Genomic DNA, 15,482 nt, shown 5'->3' with positions numbered 1-15,482 from the left:
CATCAGGCAAAAAAAACCCCGCCTGGGCGGGGTTCTTCATGCAACCGGCATCAGCCCTTGTAGGCAGCAACCGATTTGGTGATCGCAGCACGGGCGGCGTCAGCGCCTTCCCAGCCTTCGATCTTGACCCACTTGCCCTTCTCGAGATCTTTGTAGTTGGCAAAGAAGTGCTCGATCTGCTGGATCAGCAGGGCTGGCAGGTCGGTGTATTCCTTCACGTCGACGTACAGCTGCGACAGCTTGTCGTGAGGAACAGCGATGACCTTGGCGTCGCCGCCGCCGTCGTCGGTCATGTTCAGCACGCCGACCGGACGGGCGCGGATAACCGAACCTGGGGCTACCGGGTAAGGGGTAACGACCAGCACGTCCAACGGATCACCGTCATCGGCCAGCGTGTTCGGAATGAAGCCGTAGTTGGCTGGGTAGAACATCGGGGTAGCCATGAAACGGTCGACGAACAGGGTATCGCTGTCCTTGTCGATCTCGTATTTGATCGGCGCGTGGTTGGCCGGGATCTCGATGGCGACGTAGATGTCGTTCGGCAGGTCTTTGCCCGCCGGAATCTTGCTGTAGCTCATTGGGCAGTGCCCCCGTGTTTGACCAAAAAAGTGGCGGCGATTATAGGCACATTCTGCATGGGCATGCCACGCCTGGCCTGATGTGCGGCCCCGTCAGGCGTGGCTTTCGCGGTATTCCGGGTGTTCGGCCTGCAGCTGGCGCAGGCGCGCCAGCGGGTCCTGGCGGTAGAACAGCGACAACTGGCGGTAGACCTGTGGATAAGCCTGTTGCAGCAGGTCGGGGGCACTAAAGAAGTACTCGCTGGTGACGGCAAAGAACTCTGCGGGGTTCTCTGCGGCATACGGGTCGATGGCGGTTTCGGCGTCGGGGTTGGCGTCCAGTTGGCGGTTGAGGTCGTCATAGGCCTGTTGCATGGCGGATGCCCATTCATCTACGGGCATGCCGCTGTGCAGCGGCGGCAGGCCGTTGGCATCGCCATTGAGCATGTCGAGCTTGTGCGCCAGTTCATGGATGACCAGGTTGTAGGCCTCCCAGCCACCGCTGGCCAGCACGCCGTTCCAGGCGAGGATGATCGGGCCCTGCTGCCACGCCTCGCCGCTGTGCTCGCCGTCCCATACGTGCTCCACGCCACTGGCATCGCGGTGGCGCTGAGGGCTCTTGAAGTCGTCGGGGTAGAGGATGATTTCGTGGAAACCCTGGTACCAGTTCAGCTCGCCCAGGTGCAGCAGCGGCAGTTGTGCCTGAGCGGCCAGTAACAAGCGTTGCTCGTCGTCCGGCTCGACGCCGGGCAGGCAGGTGAGATGCTTGTCGAGCAGGAACAGGATGCAGGCTTCACGCAGCCAGCGATCTTCTTCGTCCGTGATGCCGTCCAGCATCGGCAGGCGCTCGCGCACGGCTTGCCATTGCTGGGCGGTGATGGGGTAGCGCGCCAAGGTGCGCTTGCGCCGCCAGGCGCTGAACGACCACATCGGCAGGTTTCAGTGCGCCTTGGCCGCGCGGCCCAGGCGGCCACGCAGCAGGCCGAGGATCATCGGCACCAGCGACAGGATGATGATGCCCACCACCATCAGCGACAGGTGCTGCTTGATGAATGGCACGTTGCCGAAGAAGTAACCCAGGGTCACCAGGCCGCCGACCCACAGCAGCGAACCGGCGATGCTGAAGCCGAGGAAGCGAGGGTAATGCATGTGGGCGATGCCGGCGACGAAAGGCGCAAAGGTACGCAGAATGGGCAGGAAGCGCGCCATGGTCACGGTCTTGCCGCCGTGGCGTTCATAGAAGTCGTGGGTACGCTGCAGGTAGTCGCGGCGGAAGATCTTCGAGTTTGGGTTGTTGAACAACCGTTCGCCGGCCGTGCGGCCGATCACGTAGTTGGTGCTGTCGCCGAGGATCGCGGCTGCCATCAGCAGGCCGGCCAGCAGCAACGGGTCCATGCCGCCACCGGCGGCCACGGCACCGGCAATGAACAGCAGCGAATCGCCGGGCAGGAAGGGCATGACCACCAGCCCGGTTTCACAGAAGATCACGGTGAAGAGGATGGCGTAGATCCAGGGACCGTAGTTGGTGACCAGCAGATCGAGGTAGGCATCGAGATGCAGGATAAGGTCCAGCGGGTTGAAATCCATGTACAGCACCTGTGTTCTTGGGCGTAGGCTCGGTTACCTGGGAATGGGTAAATTTTCACACATGACAGGTGGGCCATTATACGGCTAAGTCAGGATCATGCCCGGGGAGTTTGTAGCGGGGGGTTACGGCAGGGGGTATTCCTGTACCGGCCCTTTCGCGGGCATGCCCGCTCCCACAGGGATATCACTGCTTGCTAAGGCTGTGCTGTACCTGTGGGAGCGGGCGAGCCCGCGAAGAGGCCGGTGCAGGTCAATCCTGGCTGATCGGCAGGATGTAGCTCTTGAACTCGTTATCCTCACGAAACCCGATGGATTCGTAAGTCTTGTGCGCTACCTCATTGTCCGCACTGGTCGACACCCGCATGCGCACGGCGTTGGTTTCCTTGGCCATTTTCTTGGCCTCGCGCATCAGGTGGTCGGCCACCAGCATGCGCCGTGAATCCTCGGCCACATAGATATCGTTGAGAATCCATACCCGCTTCAACGACAGCGATGAATAGCTTGGGTACAGCTGGCAGAAACCCAGCAGTTTGCCGTCATCATCATCGGGTAGCGCCAGGTAGATCACCGATTCATCCCGCTTCAGGCGTTTTTCCAGGAAGCTGCGCGAGCTGTCGGGGTAGGGTAGCTGCCCATAGAACTCACGGTATTTGACGAACATCGGCGTAAGCAGATCGAGGTGTTCCAGGGTTGCCTTGATGATGCGCATGTGCGGCCCTCAGAGTCCGTTAGGGGAAACAGCGGATTGCCATCAGCCTTCAAGGGCATGCTGCCCAATGCGCGGTGCAAGTGCAATCCGCCTTCCATGACGTGTTTTTTACCCTTTTCCGAGCAGGAAGTTACCTTTCTGGCTGGTGCTGTGTTCGCTCTCCAGGCTATGGACCTCGGCTTCGTCCTTCAGATTCACCCCGGAAAGCTGGCGCCGGCACGCTTCGCGCATCAGGTACAGCAAGCGGTGCGCCGCCATGCCATAACTCAGGCCCTCCAGGCGGATGTTGGAAATGCAGTTGCGGTAGGCATCGGTCAGGCCGACCTTCGGTGCATAGGTGAAGTACAGGCCAAGGCTGTCGGGCGAGCTGAGCCCCGGGCGTTCGCCGATCAGCATCACCGTCATTCGTGCGCCCAGCAGTTCACCTACCTCGTCGGCCACTGCCACGCGGCCCTGCTGCACCAGCACCACCGGGGCGCTGGTCCAGCCGTCGGCGGCGGCCTGTTCCTCGAAGCGCGCAAGGAACGGCAGGGTGTGGCGGTGCACGGCCAGTGCCGAGAGGCCGTCAGCGACGACGATGGCCAGGTCGACCCCGCCGGGGTTGGCCTGGGCGTGCTGGCGCAGCGCGGCTACCGAATCTTCGTTCAGCCGTCGCCCCAGGTCCGGGCGTTGCAGGTACTGGTTGCGGTCGCTGGCGGCGCTGTGCAGCACCAGGCTTTCGCGCCCGCGGTCACTCAGCTGGGTAGCCAGGCCGGCATGGTCGAAGGCCAGGTGCACGGCATCGCGAGCCTGGGCGTGGGCGAACTGGAAGTCCAGCTGCGCCCTGGTCGGCAGGCTGGTGCCGGTGCGGCCCAGGGCGATGCGTGCCGGGGTCAGGTTGCGCAGGGCCAACCAAGGGTTGTCGGGGGTAGGCGTGCGGTGGTCCATGGTCATCCCTATGCAAGCTGTGCCAAGGCCTGGCGGAAGGCCGGCGGCAGGTTGTCACCAAAGCGCACCCGGCCATCGGCCTGGGTGAAGATGCCGGTGCGGGCCAGCCATGCCTCGAATTCCGGCCCGGGCTTAAGGCCCAGGGTCTGGCGCGCGTACAGCGCGTCGTGAAACGAGGTGGTCTGGTAGTTGAGCATGATGTCGTCGGAGCCGGGGATGCCCATGATGAAGTTGATCCCGGCCACGCCCAGCAGGGTCAGCAGGGTGTCCATGTCGTCCTGGTCGGCTTCGGCGTGGTTGGTGTAGCAGATATCGCAACCCATCGGCACGCCCAGCAGCTTGCCGCAGAAGTGGTCTTCGAGGCCGGCGCGGATGATCTGCTTGCCGTTGTACAGGTATTCCGGGCCGATGAAACCGACCACGGTGTTGACCAGGAACGGCTTGAAGTGGCGGGCCACGGCATAGGCGCGGGTTTCACAGGTCTGCTGGTCGACACCGTGGTGGGCATTGGCCGACAACGCGCTGCCCTGGCCGGTTTCGAAGTACATCAGGTTCTGCCCGAGGGTGCCGCGTTTTAGTGAAAGGCCTGCTTCGTAGCCTTCCTGCAGTACGTTCAGGTTGATGCCGAACCCGGCGTTGGCCGCCTCGGTGCCGGCGATGGACTGGAACACCAGGTCCAGTGGTACGCCACGGTTGATCGCCTCGATCGAGGTGGTGACGTGGGTGAGCACGCAGGCCTGGGTGGGGATGTCGTAGCGCTGGATGATGGCGTCGAGCATTTCCAGCAGGGCGCAGATCGAGGCGATGCTGTCGGTGGCCGGGTTGATGCCGATCATGGCGTCGCCGTTGCCGTACAGCAGGCCGTCGAGGATGCTGGCGGCGATGCCGGCCGGCTCGTCGGTCGGGTGGTTGGGCTGCAGGCGGGTCGACAGGCGCCCGCGCAGGCCCATGGTGCCGCGGAAGCGGGTGACCACGCGGATCTTCTGTGCCACCAGCACCAGGTCCTGCACGCGCATGATCTTCGACACTGCGGCGGCCATTTCCGGCGTCAGCCCGGGTGCCAGGCTGCGCAGGCTGTCCTCGGTTGCCTCTTCGCTCAGCAGCCAGTCACGCAGGCCACCCACGGTCAGGTGGCTGACCGGGGCGAAGGCCTGTGCATCATGGGTGTCGATGATCAGGCGCGTGACTTCATCATCTTCGTAAGGGATCAGCGCTTCGTTGAGGAAATGCGTCAGCGGGATATTGGCCAGGGCCATCTGCGCGGCGACCCGTTCGCCGTCGTTGCCGGCTGCCACGCCCGCCAGGTAGTCCCCCGAGCGGGCGGGGCTGGCCTTGGCCATCACTTCCTTGAGGCTGTCGAAGCGGTAGACCAGGTGGCCGACCGTGTGTACGAAACTTGCCATACAGACTCTCCAGAGCCGCGGGTTGCCCCGCGGCGGGTGGCGGCGATCAGTGCAAGGCCTCTTCGGCCTTCTGGATCGCGGCGAATTCCTCTTCCGGTGTACCCGCTACCAGGTGGTGGCGGCTGTAGAAAGCAAAGTAGGCAATTAATACCGCATAGATCACTGCGGCGCCAATCACCACCCGTGGGTCGACCAGGAAACCGGCGACCACGGCGATGCAGGCCAGTACCAGTGCCAGGCCCGAGGTGAAGATGCCACCGGGGGTGCGGTATGGGCGCTCCATCTTTGGCCGGCGGATGCGCAGGGTGATGTGCGCGGCCATCATCAGCACGTACGACAGGGTAGCGCCGAACACCGCCACCAGGATCAGCAGGTCACCCTGGCCGGTCAGCGACAGGGCAAAGCCGATGATCCCGGGAATGACCAAGGCCAATACCGGGGCTTTGCTCTTGTTGGTTTCCGACAGCTTGCGCGGCAGGTAGCCGGCGCGGGACAGGGCGAAGATCTGCCGGGAGTAGGCGTAGATGATCGAGAAGAAGCTGGCGATCAGCCCGGCCAGGCCGACCAGGTTGACGAAGCCGCCCATCCAGGTGCTTCCGCCGTAGGCTTTGGACAAGGCTTCCACCAGTGGGTTGCCGGACGCTTTCAGTGCTTCGGAGCCTGCGCCGCCGGGGCCGACCACCAGGATCAGCAGGGCGAAGGCCAGCAGCACCAGCATGGCGCCGATCAGGCCGCGTGGCAGGTCACGCTTGGGGTTCTTGGTTTCTTCGGCAGCCAGCGGCACGCCCTCCACGGCGAGGAAGAACCAGATGGCATAGGGTATGGCCGCCCACACGCCGACATAGCCGAACGGCAGGAAACTGCTGGCGCCCACGGCGTCCGTTTTGGCGATGTCGAACAGGTTGGCTGCATCAAAATGGGGCACCATGCTCACCAGGAACACGGCCAGGGCGATGGCGGCGATGGCGGTGATGATGAACATCAGCTTCAACGCCTCACCCACGCCAAAGATGTGGATGCCGATGAACACGATGTAGAACGCCAGGTAGATCATCCAGCCGCCGATGCCGAACAGTGACTGGCAGTAGGCGCCGATGAATACCGCGATGGCGGCGGGGGCGATGGCGTACTCGATGAGGATCGCCGTCCCGGTGAGGAAACCGCCCCAGGGGCCGAAGGCGCTGCGGGCAAAGCCGTAGCCGCCGCCTGCGGTGGGGATCATCGACGACAACTCGGCCAACGAGAAGCACATGCACAGGTACATGGTGGCCATCAGCAGGGTGGCGAGGAACATGCCGCCCCAGCCGCCCTGGGCCAGGCCGAAGTTCCAGCCGGCATAGTCGCCGGAGATGACGTAGGCCACGCCCAGACCGACCAGCAGGACCCAGCCGGCGGCACCTTTTTTCAGTTCACGTTGCTGGAAATAGTCCGAGCCGACTTTTTCGAAGTCTACGGAAGAGCCTGCCGGCGAGCCGGCGGAATGATCGCTTGGCATAGATTCACCTGTTGTTTTTCTTGGTGGCCGGACGGGTTCCGGGCCGATGGTGATGGGTACTGCAGGAAGCGAGCCAGTGGCTTTGGGGCCGCTTTGCGGCCCATCGCGACACAAGGCCGCTCCTACAAGGGGACGCGGTTCCTGTAGGAGCGGCCTTGTGTCGCGATGGGCTGCACAGCAGCCCCAGATGCGCCGGTTTAGAAGAAGCCCAACGGATTGATGTCGTAGCTCACCAGCAGGTTCTTGGTCTGCTGATAGTGGTCGAGCATCATCTTGTGGGTCTCACGCCCGACCCCCGACTTCTTGTAGCCACCGAACGCGGCATGCGCCGGGTAAAGGTGGTAGCAGTTGGTCCACACGCGCCCGGCCTTGATCCCACGGCCCATGCGGTAGGCACGGTTGATATCGCGGGTCCACACGCCGGCACCCAGGCCGAACTCGGTGTCGTTGGCGATTGCCAGCGCTTCGGCTTCGTCCTTGAAGGTGGTGACGCTGACCACCGGGCCGAAGATCTCCTCCTGGAACACGCGCATCTTGTTGTTGCCCTTGAGCAGGGTCGGCTGGATGTAGTAACCGGTGGCCAGCGAGCCTTCCAGTTTCTCGACCTTGCCGCCGGTCAGCAACTCGGCGCCTTCCTTCTGGGCGATGTCGAGGTACGACAGGATCTTCTCGAACTGCTGTTGCGAGGCCTGGGCGCCGACCATGGTGTCGGTGTCCAGCGGGTCGCCGCGCTTGATCTGCAGCACCTTCTTCATCACCACTTCCATGAACTGCGGGTAGATCGATTCCTGTACCAGTGCCCGTGACGGGCAGGTGCATACCTCGCCCTGGTTGAAGAACGCCAGCACCATGCCTTCGGCCGCCTTCTCGATGAAGCTTGGCTCGGCTTGCATGATGTCTTCGAAATACACGTTCGGCGATTTGCCGCCCAGTTCGACGGTGGACGGGATGATGTTCTCGGCCGCGCACTTCATGATGTGCGAGCCCACCGGAGTCGAGCCGGTGAAGGCGATCTTGGCGATGCGCTTGCTGGTGGCCAATGCTTCACCGGCTTCGCGGCCATAGCCTTGCACCACGTTGAGCACGCCTTTTGGCAGCAGGTCACCGATCACTTCCAGCAGCACGGTGATGCCCAGCGGGGTCTGCTCGGCCGGCTTGAGCACCACGCAGTTGCCGGCGGCCAGGGCTGGGGCGAGCTTCCAGGCCGCCATCAGGATCGGGAAGTTCCACGGGATGATCTGCCCGACCACGCCCAGCGGCTCGTGGATGTGATAGGCCACTGTGCCTTCGTTGATTTCCGCGGCGCCGCCTTCCTGGGCGCGGATGCAGCCAGCGAAATAGCGGAAGTGGTCGACCGCCAGCGGAATGTCGGCATTGAGGGTTTCGCGGATCGGCTTGCCGTTATCCCAGGTTTCGGTAATGGCCAGCAGTTCGAGGTTCTGCTCGATACGGTCGGCGATCTTGAGCAGGACATTGGAGCGGTCCTGAACTGAGGTGCGACCCCAGGCGTCGGCCGCAGCGTGGGCGGCATCCAGGGCTTTCTCGATGTCTTCGGCAGTGGACCGGGGGAATTCAGCGATCAGCTTGCCATTCACCGGGGAGGTATTTTCGAAGTACTGCCCCTTTACCGGAGGAACGAACTCACCACCGATGTAGTTGCCGTAGCGGCTCTTGAAGGAAACCTTCGCGCCTTCGGTACCGGGATGTGCGTAACGCATGGTGTGTCTCCTGGCTATTGTGTTTGTTAGGGAGTTGGAAAGCGTAGAGCAAAGGTTGGGCCAGCGTTTTGAGCACCAGGCAAATCAATGACTTGGCTCGGTTCTTTGGGCCTGATTTACGGTGGCTGTACCAGCGCCGGTACGCGCGGGGGTGACACTTTGTGCCATTTGCGACACGTAACCGGAGGGTGCATTGCAAAGCCTTCCCGGGTGGAGGATGCTGGCGGGACTCTCTATCTGCGGAGAACTACAACAATGCAGAGCAATCATTTCAGTCGCCATGCCCAGCAAGTCCATACCGTCGCCCATGGTGGGGCCGGGGAGGGCGGCAGTGACCCGTCCATCGCCCGCTCCTGGCTGCGCTGCCTGGAGGACTACCACCTCGACCCGTCGGTGATCGAGGCCCCGGTGGTGCTCGAGCACGGGCGCCTGCTGGAAAGCCGCGAGCGCCTGCGCCAGGTGCTGCAGATTGCCGACCATGAAATGAACAGCCTGCACCAGCAGCTTTCCGGGGCCGGCCATGCGGTGCTGCTGACCGATGCCCGTGGGGTGATCCTCAATTGCGTCAGCGCGCCGACCGAGCGGCGCAGCTTCGAGCGCGCCGGCTTGTGGCTGGGCGCTGACTGGAGCGAGGCGCGCGAGGGCACCAACGGCATCGGCACCTGCCTGGTCGAGCGCCAGGCGCTGACCATTCACCAGAACGAGCACTTCCGCGGTCGCCACACGGGGCTGACATGCTCGGCCAGCCCGGTGTTCGACCCGCATGGCGAGTTGCTGGCAGTGCTGGATGTATCTTCGGCGCGGCCCGACGTTTCCCGGCAGAGCCAGTTCCACACCATGGCCCTGGTCAACCTGTCGGCGAAGATGATCGAAAGCTGCTACTTCCTGCGTCATTTCGAACAGCAATGGCTGCTGCGTTTTCACCTGCAGGCCGAGTCGGTCGGCCTGTTCAGCGAAGGCCTGCTGGCGTTCGACGGTGACGGGCGGATCTGCGCCGCCAACCAGAGCGCGTTGAACCTGCTGGGCACGGTGCGTGGTGGTGTGCTGGGCAAGCCGCTGGAACGCTTTTTCGCTTGCAGCCACGACGAACTGTTCAGCCGCGCCACGCCCGGCGGCAGCACGGCCTGGCCGCTGCATACCCTGGACGGGCGCCAGGTGTTCGCCAGCCTGCGTGGCCAGGCGCGTGCACCGGTGTGGTCGGTGCCAGCCGCCCAGCCGCGACCCACGCGGGAAGCGGAGCCGCTTATCTGCCTGCTCGACCCGGCCTTGCAGAACGACTTCCGCCGCAGTGTGCGGGTGTTCGAGCGCGATGTGCCGCTGTTGCTGCGCGGCGAGACCGGCTGCGGCAAGGAGGCCTTCGCCCAGGCCGTGCACCAGGCCAGCGAGCGGCGCGGCAAGCCGTTCGTTGCCGTCAACTGTGCCTCTATTCCGGAGAGCCTGATCGAGAGCGAACTGTTCGGCTACCGCGGCGGCAGCTTTACCGGTGCGCGCAAGGAAGGCATGCGCGGCAAGCTGCTGCAGGCCGACGGCGGCACCTTGCTGCTGGACGAGATTGGCGACATGCCGCTGGCCCTGCAAACCCGCCTGCTGCGTGTGCTGGAGGAGCGCCAGGTGGTGCCGATCGGTGGCGAACCGCAGGCGGTCGACGTGCGCATCGTCAGCGCTACCCACCGTGACCTGCTGGAGCGGGTGGAGCAGGGCAGTTTCCGCGAGGACCTGTATTACCGGCTCAATGGCCTGGAAGTGGCATTGCCTGCGGTGCGCGAGCGCAGTGACAAGGCGCAGTTGCTGGACTTTCTGCTGCGTCAGGAGGCACGTGGAGAACCGATCGATATCGAGCCCAGGGCGCGACAGGCACTGCTCGACTTTGCCTGGCCGGGCAACGTGCGGCAGATGCGCAATGTGCTGCGTACCTTGGTGGCGCTTTGCGAAGACTCCCGCATCGTGTTCCCGGATCTCCCCGCCATTCTCCGCAACAGCACCGTCCCTGTAGGAGCGGCCTTGTGTCGCGAAAGGGTCGCAGAGCGGCCCCAGGGTCTCAGCAGCGCCGACCAATCTGCAGGGGCTGCGTCGCAGCCCGATCGCGACACAAGGCCGCTCCTACAGGATGCGGAGCGGCAAGCATTGTTGGAGACGTTAGAGGCAAAACACTGGCACCTCACCCGTGTCGCCGAGCACTTGGGCATCAGCCGCAATACCTTGTATCGAAAACTGCGCAAACACGGCATCACCCGGGCCGGCTGAGCGAAACATCTGGTGCGATTTGTCGCGCCCTGGGCTACCCTGCCTCGATGTTTTGCGAGGTCGACCATGCATATTCACATTCTCGGTATTTGCGGCACTTTCATGGGCTCGCTGGCGGTGCTGGCCAAGGAACTTGGCCACCGCGTCACCGGCTCGGATGCCAACGTCTATCCCCCGATGAGCACCCAGCTCGAAGCCCAGGGCATCGAACTGACCCAAGGCTATGACCCGGCCCAGCTGGACCCGGCGCCAGACCTGGTGGTCATCGGCAACGCCATGTCGCGTGGCAACCCGGCGGTGGAGTACGTGCTGAACAAGGGCCTGCCCTATGTCTCCGGCCCGCAGTGGCTGGCCGACCACGTGTTGCAGGGCCGCTGGGTGCTGGCCGTTGCCGGTACCCACGGCAAGACCACGACCAGCAGCATGCTGGCCTGGGTGCTGGAGCACGCCGGCATGAGCCCGGGCTTTTTGATCGGCGGTGTGCCGCAGAACTTCTCGGTGTCGGCGCGCCTGGGCGCTACGCCGTTCTTCGTGGTCGAAGCCGACGAATACGACAGCGCCTTCTTCGACAAGCGCTCGAAGTTCGTCCACTACCACCCGCGCACGGCAATCCTCAACAACCTCGAGTTCGACCATGCGGACATCTTCCCCGACCTGGCCTCGATCGAGCGGCAGTTCCACCATCTGGTGCGCACCATTCCCAGCGAAGGCCTGGTCATCCACCCCACCACCGAGCAGGCGCTGGAACGAGTGATCGGCATGGGTTGCTGGACCCCGGTGCAGACCACCGGCGAAGGTGGCCAGTGGCAAGCCCGTCTGCTCAGCCCCGACGGTTCGCGCTTCGAAGTGCTGTTCGATGGTGAAGCGCAGGGCGTGGTGGACTGGGCGCTGACCGGCCAGCACAACGTCGCCAACGCCTTGGCCACCTTGGCAGCGGCGCGCCATGTAGGCGTGGTGCCAGCCATGGGCATCGAAGGCCTGAGCGCCTTCAAGAGCGTCAAGCGGCGCATGGAGAAGGTTGCCGAAGTGCAGGGAGTGACCATCTACGATGACTTCGCCCACCACCCGACCGCCATCGCCACCACCCTTGACGGCCTGCGCAAGCGCGTTGGCGAGGCCCCGGTGATCGCCGTGATCGAGCCACGCTCCAACTCGATGAAGCTCGGTGCCCATCGAGATGGCCTGCCGGAAAGCGTCAACGACGCCGACCAGGTGATCTGGTACGCCCCGGCCAACCTTGGCTGGGACCTGGCTGCCACCGCTGCGCAATGCAAAGTGCCTAGCGTGGTGGCCGACAGCCTGGAAGCGATCATCGAGCGGGTCAAGGGGCAGGCCCGCCCGGGTACACATGTAGTGATCATGAGCAACGGCGGCTTCGGCGGCCTGCACGGCAAGCTGGCCGAGGCACTGAAGTGAGCGGGCCGGAACGCATCACGCTGGCCATGACGGGTGCCTCTGGCGCCCAGTATGGCCTGCGCCTGCTCGACTGCCTGGTGCGTGAGGACCGCGAGGTGCACTTCCTGATCTCCAAGGCTGCGCAACTGGTGATGGCCACCGAGACGGACGTGGTGCTGCCGGCCAAACCACAGGCGATGCAGGCCTTCCTCACCGAATATACCGGCGCTGCCGACGGGCAAATTCGCGTGTATGGCAAGGAAGACTGGATGTCGCCGGTGGCCTCCGGCTCCGGCGCTCCGGCGGCGATGGTGGTGGTGCCCTGTTCCACCGGAACGTTGTCGGCGATTGCCACCGGTGCGTGCAACAACCTGATCGAACGTGCTGCCGACGTTACCCTCAAGGAGCGTCGCCAGTTGATCCTGGTGCCGCGCGAGGCGCCATTCTCCACCATCCACCTGGAGAACATGCTTAAGCTGTCGCAGATGGGCGCGGTGATCCTGCCGGCGGCGCCGGGTTTTTATCACCAGCCGCAGACTATCGACGACCTGGTCGACTTCGTGGTCGCGCGCATTCTAAACCTGCTGAACATTCCCCAGGACATGTTGCCGCGCTGGGGTGAGCACCACTTCGGGGTGGATGATTGAAGCGAGCACTGGCGGGTTTGCTGGCGCTGGTGCTGCTCGGTGGCTGCGCCACGGTGCGCACGCTGGATGCCAACAAGCCCGGGGCACCGGTGGTGTATGCCGGTACCCGGTTGGACTTGTATGTGATCAATGGTGGGTGCTGCCCACGGGATCATTACGGGGCTGATGCGCCGGCGTATCCGGGGCTGGACCTGCCGGGGAGCATGTTGCTCGATACCCTGTTGCTGCCGTTGTCGCTGCTCACGGCAGCCGGTGTAGGCTTCCAGGCCACTGGTGGCCTGTAAGGGCCCTTTCGCGGGCACGCCCGCTCCTACAGGGATCGCTGTACCTGTGGGAGCGGGCGTGCCCGCGAAGAGCCATCACAAGTGAAGCCTAATTCTTGCCCAGCCTGCGCAACTCATCCGATTCCACAATCCGCACCCCGTCTTCCTCCTCCAGCGCCAGCCGCCACAGCGCCCGGGCCAAGGTACAAGCCTCGATCCCCCGATACTTCCCGGGTATCAGCTTGGCAAATGGCGAAGCCAACTGTTCGCCGAGCCGCGGCTCGACCCGTTCGCCCAGCAGCAATGACGGCCGCACGATGGTCAGCTGCGGCCAATCCTGGGCCTTGAGTGCCTCCTCCATTTCGCCCTTGACCCGGTTGTAGAAAATCGACGATTTCGGGTCGGCGCCCAATGCACTGACCACCAGCAGATGCCGCGCGCCCAACTCCCGGGCACGCTTGCTGAATGCCACCACCATGTCCAGGTCCACCGCGCGGAAGGCCGATTCGGAACCGGCCTGCTTCAGTGTAGTGCCCAGGCAGCAATAGGCGATATCGACCCGCCCACCCAGCTGTGGGAGGAATACCGCCGGGTCGCCCACGGGGTTTTCCAGGTGCGGGTGCTCGGCCAATGGCCGGCGGGTAGGCGCCAGTACGCGAGTGATGGTGGGCTCGTTGAGGAGGCGGTCGAGCAGGTGTTCACCTGTCAGCCCCGTGGCACCGGCAAGCAGGACATGCTGAGGCGTCAAATACATGATGTCTCTCCCTTGTTACACCAAGCTTAGTGGTTGCGTGGCGTTTCCGCCTGTTCCCCCACGTTGGCCTGTGCGGCGTTACGCAATGCTTCTTCAGCCTGTTGCCGGCGCAGGCGCTGCCAGTGCTCAAGCACGTTCGGCGGCGCCCACAGCTGCGGTTCGGAGGCCTCGAAACCTTCCCTTTGTTCTCTTTCGGCAACGCTGGCGCGCGCCAGTTCAAACGCCTGTTTCAGGTCGTCGGTCTGGTTCAGCGCTTCGGCGAACAGGGCATCGCCGAAGTAGGTGAAATCGGCTTCTTCCGAGCAACCGAAGGACACGCGATCGGCCCGGGCGGCGGTCATGATCAGCGTGCGCTCATCCTTGAGTGGGGCTATGTAGCCCCCTGAATAGCACGCGGATATGACAATGACCTTGTCGCGGTTCTTCAGCGGTGCCAGGGCGCTGGCCAGTTCGTCGGCGGACAGGTCGGCCAGCTGCAGGCGCGGCTGGTCGAACACCAGCTGGTGGTCGTGGCTGCCATGGCTGGTGAGGTAGATGAACACCAGGTCTTCGGGGCCGCTGCGCTCGGCCAGGGTGCGGGCGGCGCGGGTCAGGTTTTCACGCGTGGCCATGGGGCGGGTGGTCATGTGGTCGCGGTGGTTGACCAAGGTCACCTGGCCACGGGCACCAAAGCGCACCTTGAGCATGTTGCTGACGTAGTCGGCTTCGCGCATGAACACGCTCTGCTGGCCATCGCCGCCCACCACCAGGCTGTACAGCTGGACTGATGGCGCCGAACGCGGTACCCGGGCCAGCGCTTCGTCCAGCAAACGGCCCTGGTTGAGCAAAGCCAGGTCCAGCGGGTCGGGCAACAGTTTGCCGTTCTGGTCGCGTACGCGCACGCCGTTGCTCCAGGTACCGCTTTCGACCTTGCCGTTGGCCAGGATCAGCCGGCCCTGGCCGTGGTAGGCATCGTTGAGGAAGCCGCCGATGTACTTGCTGCCGTCGGCCAGTTGCAGGCTGCCCTGGCCCGACAGGCGCCAGTCGGCGAAGGTACCCTTGTAGTGGCTGCCATCGCTGCCCAGCAGTTCGCCTTCGCCGACCAGCGAGCCGTCCTTGAATTCGCCGATCCACACATCACCATCGGCATTTTCGTAGCGGCCACGGCCTTCCAGGCGGTTGTCCTTGAACTCGCCGATGTACTGCTCGCCGTCGACGCTGTCATAGGTGCCGCTGCCTTCCAGTTGGCCGTTGATGAAGTGGCCGCTGAACTGGTTGCCGCTGGCATCGCTGCGCACCCCGGCACCGTTGGGCTTGCCCTTGGCGAACAGGCCCTGGTAACGGCTGCCGTCGGCCAGTTCCAGCTCGCCGGCGCCTTCGTACAGGTCGTCCTTGAATTGGCCGCGGTAAGTCTGGTCGGCTTGCTTGAGGGTGCCTTCGCCGTCGCGGCGGCCGTGGCTGAAGGTGCCGGCATAGTGGCTGCCCGGGGTGGTCAGCTCACCCAGCCCCTGGAACAGCCCTGCGGCGAACTGGCCGCGATACACCTCGCCGTTGCGGCCGTGCCATTCGCCCTGGCCGTGCCATTGACCGTCCTTGAAGGTACCGGCGTACCAGCTGCCGTTGGGATAGTCGATCCGGCCCTCGCCTTGCAGCAGGCCATCGACCACCTGCCCCCGGTACCGCCCACCGTCAGGCAGGCGCGCGTCCGGCGGGAGCAGCGATTCGCCATCGCCGCAGGCGGCAAGCAGCAGGACCAGGGTGATGGGGAGCAGTGAACGCATGGCGAGAACCGGGCAATAGGTCT

General features: G+C 64.1%; 14 protein-coding genes. 4 read left to right on the top strand and 10 right to left on the bottom strand.

The window, feature by feature from the left end; translation table 11 throughout:
- Positions 1-50: 50 nt before the first annotated feature.
- From ppa to exaC, 8 genes are all read right to left on the bottom strand, one after another.
- Positions 51-578 (bottom strand): inorganic diphosphatase, encoded by a 528-nt coding sequence (gene ppa, locus ACK1U9_RS13260; RefSeq protein ID WP_003255365.1) that lies wholly within the window; start codon positions 576-578, stop codon positions 51-53.
- A 93-nt stretch (positions 579-671) separates the two neighbouring features.
- Positions 672-1,487, bottom strand: coding sequence for a M90 family metallopeptidase (locus tag ACK1U9_RS13255; RefSeq protein WP_153670953.1), 816 nt, complete (start codon positions 1,485-1,487; stop codon positions 672-674).
- A gap of 9 nt (positions 1,488-1,496) precedes the next feature.
- Positions 1,497-2,144: a DedA family protein gene (locus ACK1U9_RS13250; protein WP_046615981.1), complete on the bottom strand. Its 648-nt coding sequence runs from the start codon at positions 2,142-2,144 to the stop codon at positions 1,497-1,499.
- A gap of 250 nt (positions 2,145-2,394) precedes the next feature.
- Positions 2,395-2,853, bottom strand: a complete 459-nt coding sequence (locus ACK1U9_RS13245) for a GNAT family N-acetyltransferase (RefSeq protein WP_003257044.1) — start codon at positions 2,851-2,853, stop codon at positions 2,395-2,397.
- A 108-nt stretch (positions 2,854-2,961) separates the two neighbouring features.
- The gene (gene eutC, locus ACK1U9_RS13240) at positions 2,962-3,780 is read right to left on the bottom strand and encodes an ethanolamine ammonia-lyase subunit EutC (RefSeq protein ID WP_046615999.1); all 819 of its coding nucleotides are present in this window, start codon (positions 3,778-3,780) and stop codon (positions 2,962-2,964) included.
- An 8-nt stretch (positions 3,781-3,788) separates the two neighbouring features.
- On the bottom strand, positions 3,789-5,183 hold the full coding sequence (locus ACK1U9_RS13235; protein WP_046615982.1) for an ethanolamine ammonia-lyase subunit EutB: 1,395 nt from the start codon (positions 5,181-5,183) through the stop codon (positions 3,789-3,791).
- 46 nt (positions 5,184-5,229) lie between these two features.
- Complete coding sequence (eat, locus tag ACK1U9_RS13230; RefSeq protein ID WP_025337550.1) at positions 5,230-6,678, bottom strand: ethanolamine permease; 1,449 nt, start codon at positions 6,676-6,678, stop codon at positions 5,230-5,232.
- A gap of 197 nt (positions 6,679-6,875) precedes the next feature.
- On the bottom strand, positions 6,876-8,396 hold the full coding sequence (exaC, locus tag ACK1U9_RS13225; RefSeq protein WP_046615983.1) for an acetaldehyde dehydrogenase ExaC: 1,521 nt from the start codon (positions 8,394-8,396) through the stop codon (positions 6,876-6,878).
- A gap of 255 nt (positions 8,397-8,651) precedes the next feature.
- On the opposite strand from exaC, the gene ACK1U9_RS13220 reads away from it, so the two are divergent.
- From ACK1U9_RS13220 to ACK1U9_RS13205, 4 genes are all read left to right on the top strand, one after another.
- Positions 8,652-10,640 carry a sigma-54-dependent Fis family transcriptional regulator gene (locus ACK1U9_RS13220; RefSeq protein WP_449109943.1) on the top strand — a complete coding sequence of 663 codons (1,989 nt, stop codon included), beginning with the start codon at positions 8,652-8,654 and terminating at the stop codon, positions 10,638-10,640.
- Positions 10,641-10,706: 66 nt separating this feature from the next.
- Complete coding sequence (gene mpl, locus ACK1U9_RS13215) at positions 10,707-12,056, top strand: UDP-N-acetylmuramate:L-alanyl-gamma-D-glutamyl-meso-diaminopimelate ligase (RefSeq protein WP_046615985.1); 1,350 nt, start codon at positions 10,707-10,709, stop codon at positions 12,054-12,056.
- Positions 12,053-12,682: a flavin prenyltransferase UbiX gene (ubiX, locus tag ACK1U9_RS13210; protein ID WP_013970698.1), complete on the top strand. Its 630-nt coding sequence runs from the start codon at positions 12,053-12,055 to the stop codon at positions 12,680-12,682. The genes mpl and ubiX overlap by 4 nt, the downstream gene beginning before the upstream one ends.
- Positions 12,679-12,966, top strand: coding sequence for a YceK/YidQ family lipoprotein (locus ACK1U9_RS13205; protein WP_025337554.1), 288 nt, complete (start codon positions 12,679-12,681; stop codon positions 12,964-12,966). The genes ubiX and ACK1U9_RS13205 overlap by 4 nt, the downstream gene beginning before the upstream one ends.
- 88 nt (positions 12,967-13,054) lie before the next feature.
- Here ACK1U9_RS13205 and ACK1U9_RS13200 read toward each other — a convergent pair whose 3' ends face one another.
- Positions 13,055-13,699 carry an oxidoreductase gene (locus tag ACK1U9_RS13200; protein ID WP_196174101.1) on the bottom strand — a complete coding sequence of 215 codons (645 nt, stop codon included), beginning with the start codon at positions 13,697-13,699 and terminating at the stop codon, positions 13,055-13,057.
- A 26-nt stretch (positions 13,700-13,725) separates the two neighbouring features.
- Positions 13,726-15,459 (bottom strand): C13 family peptidase, encoded by a 1,734-nt coding sequence (locus ACK1U9_RS13195; protein WP_449109942.1) that lies wholly within the window; start codon positions 15,457-15,459, stop codon positions 13,726-13,728.
- Positions 15,460-15,482 lie beyond the last annotated feature (23 nt).

The sequence above is a fragment of the Pseudomonas sp. XP1 genome (genome assembly GCF_053557675.1).
The sequence above is the reverse complement of the archived record's forward strand: the minus strand, read 5'-3'. Positions and strand labels throughout refer to the sequence as shown.

Coding starts and splice junctions, on each gene's coding strand:
- ACK1U9_RS13195 (WP_449109942.1), bottom strand. CDS start 15,459: ATGCGTTCACTGCTCCCCATCACCCTGGTCCTGCTGCTTGCCGCCTGC.
- ppa (WP_003255365.1), bottom strand. CDS start 578: ATGAGCTACAGCAAGATTCCGGCGGGCAAAGACCTGCCGAACGACATC.
- ACK1U9_RS13200 (WP_196174101.1), bottom strand. CDS start 13,699: ATGTATTTGACGCCTCAGCATGTCCTGCTTGCCGGTGCCACGGGGCTG.
- eutC (WP_046615999.1), bottom strand. CDS start 3,780: ATGGACCACCGCACGCCTACCCCCGACAACCCTTGGTTGGCCCTGCGC.
- ACK1U9_RS13245 (WP_003257044.1), bottom strand. CDS start 2,853: ATGCGCATCATCAAGGCAACCCTGGAACACCTCGATCTGCTTACGCCG.
- ACK1U9_RS13255 (WP_153670953.1), bottom strand. CDS start 1,487: ATGTGGTCGTTCAGCGCCTGGCGGCGCAAGCGCACCTTGGCGCGCTAC.
- ACK1U9_RS13250 (WP_046615981.1), bottom strand. CDS start 2,144: ATGGATTTCAACCCGCTGGACCTTATCCTGCATCTCGATGCCTACCTC.
- ACK1U9_RS13220 (WP_449109943.1), top strand. CDS start 8,652: ATGCAGAGCAATCATTTCAGTCGCCATGCCCAGCAAGTCCATACCGTC.
- exaC (WP_046615983.1), bottom strand. CDS start 8,396: ATGCGTTACGCACATCCCGGTACCGAAGGCGCGAAGGTTTCCTTCAAG.
- eat (WP_025337550.1), bottom strand. CDS start 6,678: ATGCCAAGCGATCATTCCGCCGGCTCGCCGGCAGGCTCTTCCGTAGAC.
- mpl (WP_046615985.1), top strand. CDS start 10,707: ATGCATATTCACATTCTCGGTATTTGCGGCACTTTCATGGGCTCGCTG.
- ACK1U9_RS13235 (WP_046615982.1), bottom strand. CDS start 5,183: ATGGCAAGTTTCGTACACACGGTCGGCCACCTGGTCTACCGCTTCGAC.